The organism is Glycocaulis sp., from assembly GCF_050485565.1.
Classification (GTDB): Bacteria; Pseudomonadota; Alphaproteobacteria; order Caulobacterales; family Maricaulaceae; genus Glycocaulis.
Window position 1 is genome coordinate 61,860 of record NZ_JBJHBQ010000005.1, and the last position, 16,064, is coordinate 77,923.

17 protein-coding genes and 1 tRNA gene are annotated in these 16,064 nt (G+C 63.5%); 6 read left to right on the top strand and 12 right to left on the bottom strand.

What is annotated here, in order from left to right:
- Positions 1–87: 87 nt before the first annotated feature.
- Positions 88–618, top strand: a complete 531-nt coding sequence (locus tag ACQ5ID_RS07010) for a CC0125/CC1285 family lipoprotein (protein WP_429911741.1) — start codon at positions 88–90, stop codon at positions 616–618.
- A 72-nt stretch (positions 619–690) separates the two neighbouring features.
- Here the strand turns inward: ACQ5ID_RS07010 and ACQ5ID_RS07015 are convergent, their stop codons facing one another.
- Positions 691–2,922 carry a TonB-dependent receptor family protein gene (locus ACQ5ID_RS07015; protein WP_429911742.1) on the bottom strand — a complete coding sequence of 744 codons (2,232 nt, stop codon included), beginning with the start codon at positions 2,920–2,922 and terminating at the stop codon, positions 691–693.
- A gap of 373 nt (positions 2,923–3,295) precedes the next feature.
- On the bottom strand, positions 3,296–4,069 hold the full coding sequence (locus tag ACQ5ID_RS07020; protein ID WP_371393275.1) for an SDR family NAD(P)-dependent oxidoreductase: 774 nt from the start codon (positions 4,067–4,069) through the stop codon (positions 3,296–3,298).
- A 156-nt stretch (positions 4,070–4,225) separates the two neighbouring features.
- On the opposite strand from ACQ5ID_RS07020, the gene ACQ5ID_RS07025 reads away from it, so the two are divergent.
- Positions 4,226–5,092, top strand: a complete 867-nt coding sequence (locus tag ACQ5ID_RS07025; protein ID WP_429911743.1) for an isoaspartyl peptidase/L-asparaginase family protein — start codon at positions 4,226–4,228, stop codon at positions 5,090–5,092.
- A 5-nt stretch (positions 5,093–5,097) separates the two neighbouring features.
- Here the strand turns inward: ACQ5ID_RS07025 and ptsN are convergent, their stop codons facing one another.
- The 7 genes from ptsN to ACQ5ID_RS07060 form a co-directional block, all read right to left on the bottom strand.
- The gene (ptsN, locus tag ACQ5ID_RS07030) at positions 5,098–5,562 is read right to left on the bottom strand and encodes a PTS IIA-like nitrogen regulatory protein PtsN (RefSeq protein ID WP_127568832.1); all 465 of its coding nucleotides are present in this window, start codon (positions 5,560–5,562) and stop codon (positions 5,098–5,100) included.
- Between the two features lie 40 nt (positions 5,563–5,602).
- Positions 5,603–6,229 (bottom strand): ribosome hibernation-promoting factor, HPF/YfiA family, encoded by a 627-nt coding sequence (gene hpf / locus ACQ5ID_RS07035; RefSeq protein WP_429911744.1) that lies wholly within the window; start codon positions 6,227–6,229, stop codon positions 5,603–5,605.
- Between the two features lie 226 nt (positions 6,230–6,455).
- Positions 6,456–7,955 (bottom strand): RNA polymerase factor sigma-54, encoded by a 1,500-nt coding sequence (gene rpoN, locus ACQ5ID_RS07040; RefSeq protein WP_429911745.1) that lies wholly within the window; start codon positions 7,953–7,955, stop codon positions 6,456–6,458.
- 11 nt (positions 7,956–7,966) lie between these two features.
- On the bottom strand, positions 7,967–8,707 hold the full coding sequence (gene lptB / locus ACQ5ID_RS07045) for an LPS export ABC transporter ATP-binding protein (RefSeq protein ID WP_429911746.1): 741 nt from the start codon (positions 8,705–8,707) through the stop codon (positions 7,967–7,969).
- 179 nt (positions 8,708–8,886) lie between these two features.
- Complete coding sequence (locus ACQ5ID_RS07050) at positions 8,887–9,471, bottom strand: LptA/OstA family protein (RefSeq protein WP_429911747.1); 585 nt, start codon at positions 9,469–9,471, stop codon at positions 8,887–8,889.
- Positions 9,468–10,139 carry an LPS export ABC transporter periplasmic protein LptC gene (lptC, locus tag ACQ5ID_RS07055; protein WP_429911748.1) on the bottom strand — a complete coding sequence of 224 codons (672 nt, stop codon included), beginning with the start codon at positions 10,137–10,139 and terminating at the stop codon, positions 9,468–9,470. The genes ACQ5ID_RS07050 and lptC overlap by 4 nt, the downstream gene beginning before the upstream one ends.
- Positions 10,140–10,232: 93 nt before the next feature.
- A complete protein-coding gene (locus tag ACQ5ID_RS07060; RefSeq protein WP_429911749.1) occupies positions 10,233–10,847 on the bottom strand; it encodes a ribonuclease D in 615 nt (204 codons plus the stop codon).
- Between the two features lie 152 nt (positions 10,848–10,999).
- On the opposite strand from ACQ5ID_RS07060, the gene ACQ5ID_RS07065 reads away from it, so the two are divergent.
- Positions 11,000–11,695: a hypothetical protein gene (locus tag ACQ5ID_RS07065; RefSeq protein ID WP_429911750.1), complete on the top strand. Its 696-nt coding sequence runs from the start codon at positions 11,000–11,002 to the stop codon at positions 11,693–11,695.
- A 131-nt stretch (positions 11,696–11,826) separates the two neighbouring features.
- Positions 11,827–12,216 carry a hypothetical protein gene (locus ACQ5ID_RS07070; RefSeq protein ID WP_429911751.1) on the top strand — a complete coding sequence of 130 codons (390 nt, stop codon included), beginning with the start codon at positions 11,827–11,829 and terminating at the stop codon, positions 12,214–12,216.
- Positions 12,217–12,303: 87 nt separating this feature from the next.
- Here ACQ5ID_RS07070 and ACQ5ID_RS07075 read toward each other — a convergent pair.
- Positions 12,304–12,390: transfer RNA gene (locus tag ACQ5ID_RS07075), tRNA-Leu, on the bottom strand.
- 174 nt (positions 12,391–12,564) lie between these two features.
- On the opposite strand from ACQ5ID_RS07075, the gene ACQ5ID_RS07080 reads away from it, so the two are divergent.
- Positions 12,565–13,527, top strand: coding sequence for a complex I NDUFA9 subunit family protein (locus ACQ5ID_RS07080; RefSeq protein WP_429911752.1), 963 nt, complete (start codon positions 12,565–12,567; stop codon positions 13,525–13,527).
- A gap of 10 nt (positions 13,528–13,537) precedes the next feature.
- Here the strand turns inward: ACQ5ID_RS07080 and ACQ5ID_RS07085 are convergent, their stop codons facing one another.
- Both ACQ5ID_RS07085 and ACQ5ID_RS07090 read right to left on the bottom strand, forming a co-directional pair.
- Positions 13,538–14,347, bottom strand: a complete 810-nt coding sequence (locus ACQ5ID_RS07085) for an undecaprenyl-diphosphate phosphatase (RefSeq protein ID WP_429911753.1) — start codon at positions 14,345–14,347, stop codon at positions 13,538–13,540.
- A gap of 70 nt (positions 14,348–14,417) precedes the next feature.
- Entirely contained in the window at positions 14,418–15,356 is a 939-nt protein-coding gene (locus tag ACQ5ID_RS07090) for a hydrogen peroxide-inducible genes activator (RefSeq protein WP_429911754.1), read from the bottom strand.
- Positions 15,357–15,488: 132 nt separating this feature from the next.
- Here ACQ5ID_RS07090 and ACQ5ID_RS07095 point away from each other — a divergent pair, with 132 nt between their 5' ends.
- Entirely contained in the window at positions 15,489–16,043 is a 555-nt protein-coding gene (locus ACQ5ID_RS07095; RefSeq protein WP_429911755.1) for a peroxiredoxin, read from the top strand.
- The last annotated feature ends 21 nt before the right edge of the window (positions 16,044–16,064 follow it).

Consider the following 16,064-nt stretch of genomic DNA (forward strand, 5'->3'; position numbering starts at 1 on the left):
TGTCATGCAGATTTGATTTGCCGCGGAACGATTGCGCCCCATACTAGGTTATCAGGCAGGGACGAAATCCTATTGGGAGATAGTGCCATGAAGCGCCTCATCGCCGGATTTGTTGCCAGCGCCGCCATACTGGCCGCTTGCGCTGAATCCACCCCCTACCAGCGCGCCGCGACACAAGGCGGGTTTGGCTATTCTGAGCAGCAGATCGAGCAGAACCGGTTCATGGTCGGGTTTTCCGGCAACTCGCTGACCGACCGGCAATCGGTGGAAACCTTCCTGCTCTACCGGGCCGCTGAACTGACCCGCGAGCAGGGCTATGACTATTTCCGCCTGATCCGGCGCGACACGGAAGCAGAGCGCCGCATAACCGGTACAACCGGCCCGGCCTATCGCAGCCGGTTTGACGTGTTCTACCGCTATTACCACCCGCGTCATGGCTGGTATGGCTGGCGCGATCCGTTCTGGGACGACATCAATCTGCGTGAGGTCACCCGCTATGAGGCGATGGCGGAAATCCAACTGGGCCGGGGTACAACGCCCGACAGCCCCGACGCCTTTGACGCCGCCGACGTGATCCGTAATCTCGGTCCGCTGGTACGCCCGCCCGCGCAGCAATAACTGATCTGCAAAGCAAAAAACCCCGGACGGCAACGTCCGGGGCTTTTCTTTTGTCAGCTTGACCTGTGGAGCCTAGAAATTCGCCGACAGGCCGAACAGCACCGCACGCGGCGCACCGGGGCGAAGACCCGCCGGGCTGCGCGAGGCTGCATAGACCTCGTCGGTGAGGTTTCTGACCTGCACGCGCGCGCGCAGCGCATCGCTCAGATCATACCAGACGGCCAGATCAGCCACCGCATAGGAGTCGAGGAACGCGGCCGCAGGAATACTGCCCTGCCCGGCCACCGTGCGCCGCTCGCCATTCCACGTCACAGCCAGCTGGCTGCCGAACCGGCCCTGCTCCAGCCCGATTGAAGCGAACCATTGATGCTCGGGCAGATAGGGCAGCTTGTCGCCTGCCTGCACATTGCCCCATGGGCTATAGCCGGACGCGAATGCGGTCTGGAATTCGGCATCCGTCCAGGTGTAGGCACCACGTACCGGCACCGACACGCCGCTCCATCCGGCAAGTGCCGCGAGATCGAACCCGCCAGACAGCTCAAGCCCCATGACATCCACGTCACCGCCGTCAAACTGCGCGCCGATCGTGCAGCCGCCGCCGGTGGAGGCCGTGCAGGTGCCGATCAGGTTGGAATAGTCGTTGAAGAAGCCAATCGCCTCCACAAAGGCAGATCCACCCGTCCAGCGCACGCCCGCCTCCCAGTTCACAGCGTCCTCCGGATCACTGTTGGAGGACGGTGAGGATGGCGAGAAGCCGCGATGCACGCCGCCAAAAAGCGTCACCGCGTCATTGAGCTGATAACGCACGCCCAGCCCCGGAATGAACACGTCTGTCGTGCTGCCGGTAACCGTTGTCGCGCCGGTGCGGGTCTGGTCAGTCGCTGCCCATCGCGTCTGCGTGCCTTCAATGCGCTCATAACGCACGCCCGGCACCAGGGTGAACGCGCCAAAGCTGATCTCGTCCTGTACGAAGATCGCCAGCGCTTCGGCTTCACTGACACGGTTATCATGCTGGCCGGGCGCTTGCGCGCCGGTTTGCACCAGCTGCGAATTGTCCATGCGGTAGAAGACTTCGTTCTGGAACCGGTCTTCGCTATCGCGGTGCGCACGCACGCCTACCCGCCAGCGATGGTTCGCACCCAGCAGGGCAGCATCGCCCGCCAGCTCGGCCTGCACGCCTTCGGCCACGTAGGAGCGGTTATTATTGCGGCTGATGACCGCGCCATCGATGGAGACCAGGCCCGGCTGACCGGTCAGGATGGCGTATTCCGCCGAATAGGTGACCGGATCGGAGAGCACTGCGCCAAGCGAGCGGCGGCCCGCACCGGCATTGACGCCTTCCACCTTGAACCAGTTGCGCGCCACCTCGTTGCGATAGCCCAGCGCCGTGAAGGCAAGGCCATTATCAAAGGCCGCGTCATAGCGCAGCACCCAGCGCGACTGGTCGACATTGATCTGGTCATTGGCGCTGGCGGCATAGCGGCGATAGGGGTTGGCCGCGAAATCGGCATCCGTGAGGCCCATATAGGTCTCGTCGGATGTCTCGTCCGAGGTCTGGTAGCGCAGCTCCACAGCATGGGTGACGCCCACGCCATCAAATTCGGCGCGCAGGCGGGCGCCAAAGTCTGTCAGATCGAAGCCCGTGGAGCGGTCTTCATTGAAATCGATGGTCTTGAAGCCATCCGCGCTGTCGGTATAGGCCTCAACAAGGCCGCCCAGGCGCACGCCTTGAGCGACTTCGGTCATGCCACCGGCATAGGCATGGATGCGGCGCGCCTCTTCTTCACCGGCCGTGATGGCGAGACGCCCCGACCAGCTTTCCGGCACCGGCGTGGAGAGGAAATTGACCGAACCGCCTTGCGTGCGGGGGCCATAGCGCACCCCGGCCGCGCCCTTGACGATCTCCACACCCGCCATGCGGCCGACATAGGGAGAATAATACGCCGCTGCAGCCGAATAGGGCGCAGGCGCAGCCAGAATGCCATCTTCCATCAGCACGATATTCGCCGAACGGTCGAGGCCAGTGCCGCGCAGGCCGATATTGGGGCGCAGGCCATAACCGTCTTCTTCCTGGATATTTACGCCCGACACCTGGCGCAGCACGCGGCTGATATCGGTATAATCCTGCACCTGCAGCACTTCGCTGGGCAGCAAGGTGGCCGAACCGGCGACATCGCGCGCATCGCCCTTCAGGCCGATAATCGTGATGGTCTCGACATTGAGGTCGGCCTCGCTGGAATTTTCAGCAGCGGCATTGGCGGCAAGAGCCAGCACGGCTGTGCTGGCGAGAAGAAGCGTGCGCATGGTTGTGGCGTCGTCCCTGACGAGAATGTAACTGAGAATAAGTCTCACCTACAGGACGCGCGGGGCGCTGCCAATAGCTTTTGAGAATGAATTGCAGTTAGGGGTGCGCCGCGCCCATATGCCCGCGCTTCACCCTCGTCATTCCGGCGAAAGCCGGAACCCAGTTCTTTCTTTTCGTGCTCTGCAAATCTGCGCGGCGCTACGCGCCGGGGAGCCAGGACGGCCCCGTCAGGGGCCGCAAGCGCGACTGCGCGCCCGCGACTGCCTGCCCCCGCGCAGGCGGGGGTTCGCGGAACATCGCAACGCGGATGCGTTGCGGAAACTAAAATGGGTCCCCGCTCGGGGGCGGGGACCCCGGTGTTCAGAAAGCGCCCTATTTCGGGGGCATGCGCGCACCGGCATCAAGGCGCACGCATTCGGCGTTGATATAGTCATTGCCGACCATAAAGGCGACGAGATCGGCGTACTCAGCCGGTGTGCCAAAGCGCTGCGGGAATTGAAGGTGGCTCGCGAGGTTCACTTTCACCTCAGGCGGCATCTGCTGGTAGATCGGCGTTTCGAAGAAGCCGGGCAGGATGGTGTTCACCCGGATGCCTTCGCGGGCCAGGTCACGCGCCATGGGCAGCGTCATGCCGTAAATGCCGCCCTTGGAGGCGGAATAGGCCACCTGGCCGATCTGGCCGTCCTGCGCAGCCACCGAGGCCGTATTGACGATCACGCCGCGACCCGACGCATCAGGATCAAGGGTGAGCATGCCTTCAGCGGCCAGCACGGCGCAATTGAACGAGCCGATGAGGTTGATGTTGATGACGAGCGCGAACTTGTCGAGCTGGTGGCCGACAATATCGCCGGAGGAAGAACGGCGGGCGGTCTTCTCAGCCCAGCCAATACCGGCGCAGTTCACAAGGATGCGCTCCTGGCCATTGGCCGCGCGCGCCTTTTCAAAGCCGGCCTTCACGCTGTCCACATCGGCGACATTGACTTGCGCGAACACGCCGCCCAGCTCTTTGGCCAGTGCTTCGCCGCGCTCGGCATTGAGATCGAAGATCGCGACCTTGCACCCTTCGGCGGCCAGACGCCGGGCCGTACCCTCGCCCAGACCCGATGCTCCGCCCGTGATAACCGCGCTTGCGCCCTTGAACTGCATGAACTCTCTCCCCGTTGGATTGGTTTTGTTGCTGCATGAGCGATGTGCAGATGCACCACGCCTTCCCAGACGAAATAGCGCCTTGGCGCTTCTGAGGGAAGCGCGGGGATGCTATGAGCCTCACCTCGTCATTTCCCTCCAGATGGAGCTACGCCCATGACCTCCCCGACCGCCCTCGTCCTGCATGGCGGAGCCGGTGTGCTCGCCGAGCGTTCCTATGAACGCGAAGTCGCCCATCTGCGCGAACTGGCCGAAGAGGGCAAGGCGCTACTAGGCGCAGGCGGGCAGGCGGTCGATATCGCCGTGAAAATGGTGCGGGCGATGGAAGAAAGCGCCCTCTACGTGGCCGGGCGCGGCGCATCGCCGAACACGGCCGGACGCTACGAGCTGGACGCCTCCATCATGGAAGGCCCGTCACGCAAGGCAGGCGCTGTCGCCGCGCTGGAGGGCTTCATCTCGCCCATTACAGCCGCGCGCGTGGTCATGGAGGCGACGCCCCATGTACTGATCGCGGGCGCTGGCGCTGCCGAAATCGCGCGTGCGCACGCCATTGAAGAGATCACCGATCCGGAAAACTACTACCAGCCCGCCGCCGTGCCCGATGGCCGCGAGATCGCAACCGGAACGGTAGGCTGTGTGGTGCTGGACGCGCACGGGATCCTGTGCGGAGCAACCTCCACCGGCGGCACGCTGCGCAAGCGCTGGGGCCGGGTGGGCGATACGCCCATCATCGGGTCTGGCACCTGGGCCGATGCACGCGTGGCCGTCTCCTGCACTGGCCAGGGCGAGTTTTTCATGCGCGCCAATGCCGCTGCCGATGTCTCGGCGCGCATGCGTTATCTCGGCTCAGATCTCGATGAGGCGGTCAAGGGCGTGCTGGACGATATCGCGGAGCTGGGCGGCGATGGCGGGATCATCGCGGTCGATTCAAAAGGCCATGTCAGCGCGCAGTACAACTCGCAAGGCATGAAGCACGCGATTCTTCACGCCGATGGGCGGATCGAAGCGGGCATGACGCGCTAGCGCACTTACGCCGCGTCGGTATGGGCCATGCCCGACAGTATGGCGTTCACGGCCGCTGAATCCGGCGCAGCACGCAGCGCGGTGCGGACATCCTCGCGCCGGAACATGCGCGCCACGCGGGCAAGCGCTTTAAGATGCTCCGCCCCGGAATCTTCCGGTGCCAGCAGCAGAAAGACCAGATCGGCGTGACGGCCATCCATGGCATCGAAATCGACCGGGGTTTTCAGGCGCGCAAACACACCGCACACCCGGTCCACATCGCCGGTCCGCGCATGGGGAATGGCAACACCATCACCCACACCCGTCGAGCCGAGCTTCTCGCGTTCCATCACAGCGTCCAGCACCTTGCGCGCGGGCACATGCAGCGTGCGCTGCGCCAGATCACACAATGACTGGAGCACCTGCTTGCGGCTGGTACCGGGCAGGTCTGCCACCGCCCCTCCGGGCGGAATCAGGTCTGACAATGCCATGTCACGCCTTTGCTTGTCGGCGGGGCGAAAAAGCCCCCGTTCAGCGAACGGCGCCGTCTTTAGCCTCTCGAGCCGGATCAATCCACCCCACATGACCATCAGGGCGCCTGTAGACCACATTGAGCGATCCGCTTGCCGCATTCCTGAACAGCATGAAGGGCGTATCGAGCACATCCATCTCGTGGACGGCCATGGAGACGGTGAGTGTGCGCAGCTCGCCAACAGACTCCGCGACAATCACCGGCTCGCTGCCACCGGTAGCACCGCCATCATCAAGATCGCCATCGTCCTCGTCGAGCGTCACGGCACGCCCATTGCCCCTGAAGACGACAATCGGCGTTTCCTCGGCAGGCAGCTCCATCTTGTTTTCGGCGTGGTGATCCTTCAGACGGCGCTTGTAGCGGCGCAGACGTTTTTCCAGATGTTCGACCGCAACTTCCGCAGCGGCATAGGCATCGGCCCCTTCGCCCGTGGCCTGCAGAAAGGCACCCGACGGCAGGTGCAGGGCGCACTCCACGCGGAACCCGAACCCTTCCTTGGCGGCGGTGACAAACGCCTCGCCCGGACGGCTGAAATACTTCGCCGTGCCTTCCTCAACCTTGCCCTCGATACGTTCGCGAAGGGCGGGGGAAACGTCGATACCTTTGGAAACAAACTGGATGTGCATGTCAGCTCCATCTGCTGCTGGCGCGTTGCGCTGGCTGCAGGAGCCTTTTTTCAAAAAGGCCCCTGGCGCTTGAAACAACGCGTGGCCGAATGCCCGGTTTCCTACCGGACACAGTGACGGTAGCAAGCCGGGCGGGGGCGTCAATGCAGATAACTGGTTAATGACGCAACGGACAGGTTTGCGGTTACCAATATCCTAGGGTGCATGCGCGATCAGGATTGGGAATTTAACGCTTCATCATCCGGCGGCGCTGCACCGAGGAGGGGATATTCATCGCCTCGCGGTATTTGGCCACGGTGCGCCGGGCGATCTCGATACCATCGGCCAGAAGCCGGTCGACAATGGCATCATCGCTCATGATCTCGTTGACGGTTTCGGCCTGGATCATGGCCTTGATCCGGTAGCGCACCGCCTCGGCCGAATACGCCTCCCCGCCATCGGCAGACGCGATGGAAGAGGTAAAGAAATATTTCAGCTCGAACAGGCCGCGCGGCGTGGCCACATACTTGTTCGAGGTCACACGGCTGACCGTACTTTCATGCATGCCGACCGCATCGGCCACCGTCTTCAGGTTCAAGGGCCGCAGCCAGGCCACGCCCTTGGCCAGAAAGGCGTCCTGCTGGCGGACAATCTCGCTGGCCACTTTCAGGATGGTGCGCGCACGCTGATCGAGGCTTTTAACCAGCCAGGACGCGTTTTGCGTGCATTCGGTGATGAAGGTCTTTTCCTCCGCCGAGCGGGCGCTGCCGGCAATCTGGGCCGCATAGCGGTTATTCATCAGCACGCGCGGCAGCGTGTCGGTATTGAGCTCCACCGCCCAGCTGCCATCCGGGCGCTCACGCACATAGACATCGGGTTCCACCGCGCGCGTGCTGTCGGAGCCAAAGGCGAGGCCGGGCTTTGGCGTGAGGCGCTTCAGCTCGGCGATCATGTCTTCAAGGTCTTCCTGATCGACCTCGCAAAGCCCGCGCAGGCCCGCATAATCATGCTTGGCCAGCAAGGGCAAGTTATCCACGAGCGCCGCCATGGCGGGGTCCAGCCGGTCACGTTCGGCCAGCTGTATCGCCAGGCATTCCTGCAGCCCGCGCGCCATAACGCCAGCCGGCTCAAACTCCTGCAGGCGCGCCAGCAGGGCCTCAACCTCGGACACGGTGACACCCAGCCGCTCGGCCGTTTCGGCCAGATCGGCGCGCATATAGCCATCATCATCGGCCAGATCGATCAGATGGGCCGCGATCATGCGGTCAGCGCTGGTCAGCGCCAGATCGGCCAGCTGGTCATGCAGATGCTCGCGCAGGGTCTTGTCCCGGCTGGTATGGGCGGCCGCGTCAAAATCCTCGCCGTCAAACCCGCCGCCGCCCTTTCCGGCGCGCGACCAGTCCACTGCGCCGCCCGTATCGCGCGCGCCTGCCATGTCCGGCGCACTGTCGGCATACATCGCCTCCCGGTCAGCATCGAGCGCCTCATCGGCGGCAGAGGACGGCGCATCAAAGCTAAGCTCGCCATGCGGATCAGCGGCGGCCTCGGCGGGCGCGCGCTCATCCTCACCGCCCGGTTCCGGGCGCTCATCACGCTCCAGCAGCGGATTGCGCTCCAGCTCTTCCTCAACGAACTCGGCCAGCTCGATATTGTTCAGCTGCAGCAGCTTGATGGCCTGCTGGAGCTGCGGGGTCATCACCAGACCCTGCCCCTGCCTTGCCTCCAGCCTTTGTCCAAGCTTGCCCATCTGTCCCCGCCCTACTGGAAGCTGTCGCCGAGATAGACACGGCGCACTGAAGGATCGGCCCGGACAGCGTCCGGCTTGCCCTCGAACAGTACTTCCCCGTCATGGATGATCGCGGCGCGGTCCGTGATCTGCAACGTCTCGCGTACATTGTGATCGGTAATGAGAATGCCGATACCGCGCTGTTTGAGAAACAGGATCAGATCGCGGATATCGGCAATGGCCAGCGGATCAATACCCGCAAACGGCTCATCAAGCAGGATGAAGCCTGGCCGGGTCGCCAGCGCGCGCGCAATCTCCACCCGCCGCCGCTCACCGCCGGACAGCGCCATGGCAGGGCTGTCACGCAAATGATCGACGCCCAGCTCCTCAAGCAGATCATCGACCAGCTTCTTGCAGGCAGACCTGTCCTTCTCGGCAATCTCGGCGGTCGCGGTCACGTTTTCATGCACGCTCATGCCCCGGAAGATGGAGGCTTCCTGCGGCAGATACCCGATACCCAGACGGGCGCGCTGAAACATCGGAAAGGCCGTTATGTCCTCTCCATCCAGCACGATCCGCCCGTGATCGGCCGGGATAAGCCCGGTAATCATGTAAAAGCAGGTGGTCTTGCCCGCGCCGTTCGGACCGAGAAGCCCGACGACCTCGCCGCGATGAACATTGAGCGACACCGATTTGACCACGACACGCCTGCCGAACGCCTTGCCGATCGAATCGACATGGAGGCCCTCAGCGCTGCTGTCTGGCATGGTCATTCCCGGCACCACCCTCAAAATCCCGATAGTCAGGGTTACGGGCACAGACCTAATATTTGGTGAAGCGCACGCAACTGGCCCCATCCTTGCAAGGGCTCGCACCCTCCTGACAAGACCGGATGGCTGCCAAAGCGCAGCCGCGCGCACAACCGGCCCGCAGACCTGTGTGGCCAGAAGGCTTAGTTCGCCGCCGGGAACTCGGCGCTATAGCCGCGCGGCGCAGGACCGGGAACCGGCGGAGCCGGGCAGTTTTCGCTATCGGCCGGACGGTCTCCATCCTGGGAGAAGAACAGGCTGCGCACCCGGCCATTGCCGCCCGTCAGGCGCGATACGCCCGTCTGCATGTTTATGCGCAGCTCCTGACCGGTCGAGACATTGCATCCTTGTGTCAGCACCACTGCGCCGGTCAGCACGACAATTTCGTCTGACACCGTGTAGACGCCCCGGTCACCACGCGCGGTCTCGGTGGGCGTGACATAGAAGACATCGCCGCGCGCCGTAATACGCTCGATGCGGCGCTGCCCGGTCTCCGGGTTGCGGGCCAGTGTCGCCTCGGCCTCGTCAGCGCGCAGGCGCGTATCCCCGCGCACCGCGTTTACATTGCCGATAAAGCGGACGCGGTCCTGCTGATCGAGGATTTCCTGATCATCAGAACTGATATCCAGAAAATCGGGAACCTCCTGCCGGGCCAGGGCCGCAGCGGACAGCACGCCGGCAGCAGCCATGGCCGAGGCCAGCGCGGTAACGGCAATCAAGAGCCTCATTCTTCCTCCTCGGGCGCAGGCGCGCCGTCACCGACATAAAAGCGCGTCACCACGCCTCCGGTAAAGCGCAAACGCCGGCCATCCTCATGCAGCTCAAACCCGTAAGCCTGCACACCGCCCCAGGGTGCGCGCCCCTGTACCGGTTCCTCGCCGTATACCACGCCTTCGTCCAGATCTATCGAGGCGCCTTCAGTGCGAAACTCATAGCCTGAATGGGTGGAAAAGCGCACCGTATCGGTCATGCGCAAGGTGCGCGTGGCATCATCATAGACACCCAGGCGCGACAGCACTTCCGACGCATCAGGACGGCGCGACCCGCCAAACAGCAGCATGTAGTCGATGCGCGGATTTTCCAGATCGGTCAGATTGCCCAGCCCCACCATCCGGCGCACCGCCGAATCCGCCGTGAGCACATAGGGGCGCCCGTGAGCATCGCGTCCGGTAAAGCGCGGATTGATGATGCGCTCCCCGTCTCCGGTCATTGCAGGCCGGCTGGCCGGTTCACGATTGCCCGCCAATACAGATTGCACCACCAGATTGGCGGCCAGCGCACCGATCAGCACAACCAGCACAATGCGCGCATTGCGCACGACACGCGCGCGCAGCCGTGCGGCCGCGACGGCCCGGCTTGCCGATGGCTCTGCTGCAGCAAATGTCAGCGAATGCATCCTGAACGCCTGAAAATCTGTCCCCGCAAGGCTTTGTGGACCCTTGCCACGGCCTTTTCAAGGCAGCTCGCACCGTCTGGCCGCAACGGCGCCCTAGCTGTGAGCGAAAATATCGGCTTCCGCCCACCCGGCCAGATCCAGCGCCGCCCGCGTCGGCAGGAAGCTGAAACAGGCCTTTGCCATCTCCAGGCGCCCCTCACGGATCAGCATGGTTTCCAGCCCGTCGCGGATCTGGTGCAGGTAAAGCACATCGTCGGCGGCATACTTCAGTTGCGCCTCGCTGATATCGCCTGCACCCCAGTCGGAGCTTTGCTGCTGCTTGGACAGCTCCACGCCCGCAATCTCGCGCGCCACATCCTTCAGCCCGTGGCGGTCGGTATAGGTGCGCGCCAGCTTGGAGGCGATCTTGGTGCAGAACACCGGCCGCAGCGTGACACCCAGATCGCGCGCGATCATCGCCACGTCGAAACGGGCAAAATGCAGGATTTTCTCCACGCCTTCATCGGCCAGCAGCGCTTTCAGATTCGGGCAATCGTAGGAGGCACGGTCCAGCTGGACGACATGCGCATCCCCGTCGCCTGCAGACAGCTGCACCAGGCATAGCGGGTCGCGTACCAGCGACAGGCCAAGCGTTTCGGTGTCGATGGCGACACGCTTGCCCAGATCCAGCCCGGCGGGAAGGTCGGCCTTGTGGAAATGGATGGTCATGGACGTGATAACCCCTTCTTGGCTCAGCGCGTGTAGCCCTTCCTATGGGCCGTGCACGCACCCGGCGTCAATCAACGGTCTGCGCCCGGGGGAACCAATTTGAACACCGGCAGGTTGAATCAGCGCCAAGCCGCCGCTAGCCTGAGATGATCATGTTCATATCCGCTACATTCGCCGCCGCGCTCGGCGCGGCAAGCATGCAGGGCGATCCTGCGTTCGGCGGTTCGGGAGCTTTCAGCGCATCCACAGATGCTGACCGGCGTGCCTTCGTTGGCGTCCGCGCCGGCACGCTCGGCGTCGGGCTGGAAGGCGGCTACCGGATCAATGACTATCTGCAGGTGCGCGCTCACGCAGCAGGTCTTGTCTATTCCGACGACCAGACAGTTGCCGATATCGCCAGCGATTTTTCACTGCGTCTGGCGAGCGTTGGCGCGGGGATCGACTTTTTCCCCTTCCGGCGGGTTTTCTTTCTGACCGCCGGTGTCCGGTACAATTTCAACAAGGCCGTTTACAACGCCCAGCCCGCCAACGATTACCAGATCGGCGACAATATCTATCCGGCAGCCGAAGTCGGACGTCTGACAGGCGAGGCCCAGTTTGCGCCCAATGCCTGGTTTGCCGGCGCGGGCCTGGCCGGCCGCCCCTGGAACGGGCCGGTCGAGGTGTCGCTGGAGGCTGGCGTCTACCGGCAGGGCACGCCCAGCATCAGCTATGAGGTGACGGGGCTTCTGGCCGATGATCCGGCCTTCCTGGCTGATCTGGACTTGCAGGTGGAGCGTGCACGGCGCGATCTGGACAAGTACGATTCCTTCCCGCTGGTCGCGCTCAATCTGCGCTACCGGTTCTAGGGTCTTCCACCCTTGCATATCTGCAAGGCGGCCATGCGCAAGGTGCGCCATGATTTGGCAACAATCTGCGGCTAGTCATGCCTATCCCGACATAACTGATCTGCCAGCAGAGCCATAAGGCCGCCTCCCCCATGCCGCTCGACAACAACACACCCGATGTGGACCAGGTCCACATCGAAACCGACATCCACGGCATTCTCACCCTGCGCCTGCGCGGCGAACTGACAGGTGATGTATTGCACCGCGCCGCAGAGCGGCTCGCTGCCGCCGGGCAGGACAAGCGCGTCGATGGCGTGCTGATCGAGAGCAAGGACAGCTCAGTCGCCTACGAGATCCCCGATCTGGTGGCGGCCATCGAACATATCATGGAAGAGCTGTCGCCGCGCCGCTGCGCCCATGTCTCCCAGGGCGAGCGCACCCGGCCCTACATGATCATGGAAAGCACCGCGCGTGCCTTCGCCGTCAAGCTGCAACCCTTTGCCTGCGAGATGGAAGCCCGCGCCTGGCTTTTGCGGCGCTAACGCGCGCGGCCGGACAGCCCCAAACGCAAAACGGCCCCGCTCGGGGCCGTTTTTGTGTTTTTGTGTGTTGCCATCCGTGAAACCAGATGGTGCCCAGGAGAAGACTCGAACTTCCACTCCCTTTCGGGAACTGGCACCTGAAGCCAGCGCGTCTACCAATTCCGCCACCTGGGCATAATTCTGGGGCGTCGGAGGCGCGGTGATAAATGCGGGCGCGGGCGCTGTCAACGCGCCTTGTGCGGCGTTGCCAACGGGCCGCAAATTTGGTCTATCCGCTACCAACACGCATGCGTTCGCGGGAACAGACGCCCGCAGACACATTTTCAAGGCTCGCCGGGAGAGACCAACATGCTGCGCGATGAAATGATCACGGTGTTTGGCGGATCGGGCTTTATCGGGCGCTATGCTGTGCGTGCGCTGGTCCGGGCCGGTTACCGGGTGCGCGTCGCCACGCGCCTGCCCCACACAGCCATTGACCTCAAACCCATGGGGTCGGTCGGCCAGATACAGCTGGTCCAGGCCAATGTACGCAACAAGGCTTCGATCGAGCGCGCGGTTGAAGGCGCGAGCGCGGTCATCAACCTGACCGGTATTCTGGCGCAGTCTGGCCGCCAGACTTTCCGCTCGGTGCAGGCACAAGGCGCGCGCAACATTGCCGAGGCTGCCAAAGTGGCAGGCATTACCCGCTTTGTGCAGATTTCGGCCATCGGCGCGGACGCGGACAGCAAGTCGGCCTATGCGCAGACCAAGGCCGCTGGCGAAAAGGCGGTAATGGACGCGATCCCCACCGCCACCATTCTGCGCCCGTCCATCGTGTTCGGGGCCGAGGACAGCTTCTTCAACCGCTTTGCCCAGATGGCGCTCTATACGCCTGCCCTGCCGCTGATCGGCGGCGGCAAGACGCGGTTTCAGCCGGTCTGGGCCGGGGATGTCGGCGCGGCAGTGCTGGCCGCGCTGGAAAGCCCGGCCGCGCAGGGACGCATTTACGAGCTTGGCGGCCCGGCCAGCTACAGCTTCAAGCAATTGATGGAATACATGCTGGCGACCATCCAGCGCCCGCGCTTCCTGGTGCCGCTGCCCTGGCTCGCCGCTTACGGTATCGGGTTTGCCGGTGAGATTGCAGGTGCCCTGCCCTTCGTACCCACCGTGCTGACGCGCGATCAGGTGACGCTGCTGAAAACCGACAATGTCGTAGCAGACGGCGTGCCGGGCCTGTCTGATCTGGGCATCAGCCCGGCCTCGGTGGAATCGGTTGTGCCGGGCTATCTTTATCGCTTCCGCCGCGGCGGGCAGTTCGCGGCTGCGCAGTAGGGTTTCCCCCTCACACCACCCAGATAATCACCGCCAGAATCGCGCATGCCAGCGCGATGCGGTAGATCACGAACGGTAAAAAGCCGAACCGGTCAACCAGCTTCAAAAGCAGGTGGATGGCCACAAGGCTCGCCGCAAAGGACAGCCCGACCGCGATCAGCCCGTCGGTGAGGCTGGCGCCTGGATCTTCGCCGCGCGCCAGATCGATACCTGATTGCAGGCCGAAAGCGGCGATGACGGGAATACTGGAGAGCATGGCAAAGCGCGCGGCCGCCGAGCGCTCCGCCCCCAGCATGCGCGCTGCCGTCATCATCAGGCCCGAACGGCTGGAGCCGGGGATCATTGCCACCGCCTGCGCAAGACCGATCATTGCAGCATCCTTGTAGGTGAGCGTCTCCACGGTTTTCACGCGCGGGCCATATCTGTCAGCCAGCCAGAGCGGCAGGGCGAAGACCAGCGTGGCGGCCGCGATCACGGCAGGCGAACGCACCAGATCCATCCAGCCGGTAAAATAGAGCACCGCGCCTGCTACCATCACCGGCGGGGTGGCGATCACCACCAGCAGCGCCAGCCGTCCGCCGGGCGTCATCTGACCGGTAAACCAGGCCAGCACGCCCACGATCACCTCGCCGATTTCCTTCCTGAAATAGACAAAGACCGCCAGCAGCGAGCCAATATGCGCCATCACATCGATGAGCACGCTTTGCGGCTCTACTCCGAAGGCCAGAGGGGCAAGGATCAGGTGCGCGGAGGAGGAGACGGGCAGAAATTCGGTCAGGCCCTGCACAATCGCGATCAGGACCAGCAACATCAGGCTCATGGCGTCAAATCTCCCCGGACGGCACAACTCGCCGCCAGCTACGCACAGCTTTGTTGCGAGGTGATGAAGACTAGCGCGGCACCAGCGCCGCCTTGACCGCCTCTGACAGTTTCGCGGCCTCGTCCGCACGCGCAGAGCCGCGCCGCCAGGCCATGCCGATCTCGCGCCCTGCAACCGGCGGATCAAACGGCTTGATGACAAGCCCCAGCCCGTCTGCCACCCCGCCATCGACCGCCAGACGCGGCAGCAGCGTTGCGCCAAGCCCGCTCCGGACCATCTGCACCAGCGTGTGCAGGCTGGTGGCGGCAAAGTCCGACCGTGCCGCATCCGCGCGGCCCGAGCCGGGACCGGCAGCAGAATGGCTGGCTGAACACACGCTGAGCGCATGATCGCGCAGGCAATGACCGTCTTCCAGCAGGAGCAGGGATTCATCGGCCAGCATGGCCGGACTGAGCGGACTGGCATCTGCCAGCTTGTGGTCCGGCGCGCAGGCAAAGAGAAACTCGTCCATCGCGATGGAGCGCGTCTCGATGCCCGCCGCCTCATACGGTAGTGCAATCAGCGCGGCATCAAGGCGGCGCTCCTTAAGGGCATCGACAAGGCGCGGGGTCAGGTCCTCTCGCAGGAACAGCTCTAGCTGCGCAAATTCGCCCCGCAGGGCTGGCAGCACGCGCGGCAGGAGGAAGGGCGCAATGGTGGGAATGACGCCAAGACGGAACTGCCCGGCCAGCGGTTCACCTGCCGCGCGTGCAGCATGCACAAGGTCTTCAGCCTCGGTGAGGATGGTGCGCGCTCTTGCCGCAGCCGCTTCACCGGCAGGCGTCAGGCTCGCCCCGCGTGCGCCGCGCTCCACCAGCGTGGTGCCAAGGCTCAACTCAAGCTCCTTGATACCCGCTGACAAGGTGGGCTGCGTCACATGAGCTGCCTCGGCGGCGCGGCTGAAATTGCCGTGCTCGGCCAGCACGATAAGAAACTGCAGCTGCCGCAATGTGGGAAGATTCGCGCTCATGGCTATCGAGATAACCTATCGCTGATCCAGAGACAATCGATTTGCTTTCGCAAGCGCAGCATAGCACTTGCTGCAGCAGCAAACACCGCAATGCGGCGTTGCCAATCATATCAAGTCAGACAGGAGACGAACATGCTGGGTATCGGCCAGAAACTTCCCGAATTTGAAATCACCGGTGTGAAGCTGGGCTTCAACCATCACGAGGAAAATGGCGAGTCCGCGTTCGAAACGCTGACCCAGGCCAGCTTCCCCGGCAAGTGGAAGATCATCGTCTTCTACCCGAAGGATTTCACCTTCGTGTGCCCGACCGAGATTGTCGCCTTTGCCAAGCTCAATGACGAGTTTGCCGACCGTGACGCCGTGGTCCTGACCGGCTCGACGGACAATGAGTTCTGCAAGCTGGCCTGGCGCCGCGAGCATGCCGATCTGAACAAGCTGAACCAGTGGCAGTTTGCCGACACGACCGGCTCTCTGGTCGACCAGCTGGGCATCCGTTCGCCCGAAGGCGTCGCCTACCGCTACACCTTCATCGTGGACGATGAGAACACGATCCAGCACGTCTACGCGACCAACCTCAATGTCGGCCGCAACCCGGAAGACACGCTGCGCGTGCTCGACGCGCTGCAGACCGACGAGCTGTGCCCGTGCAACCGCGCGGTCGGCGGCGAGACGCTGAAAGCGGCCTAAAGGGTTTTACCCCTTCAAGCC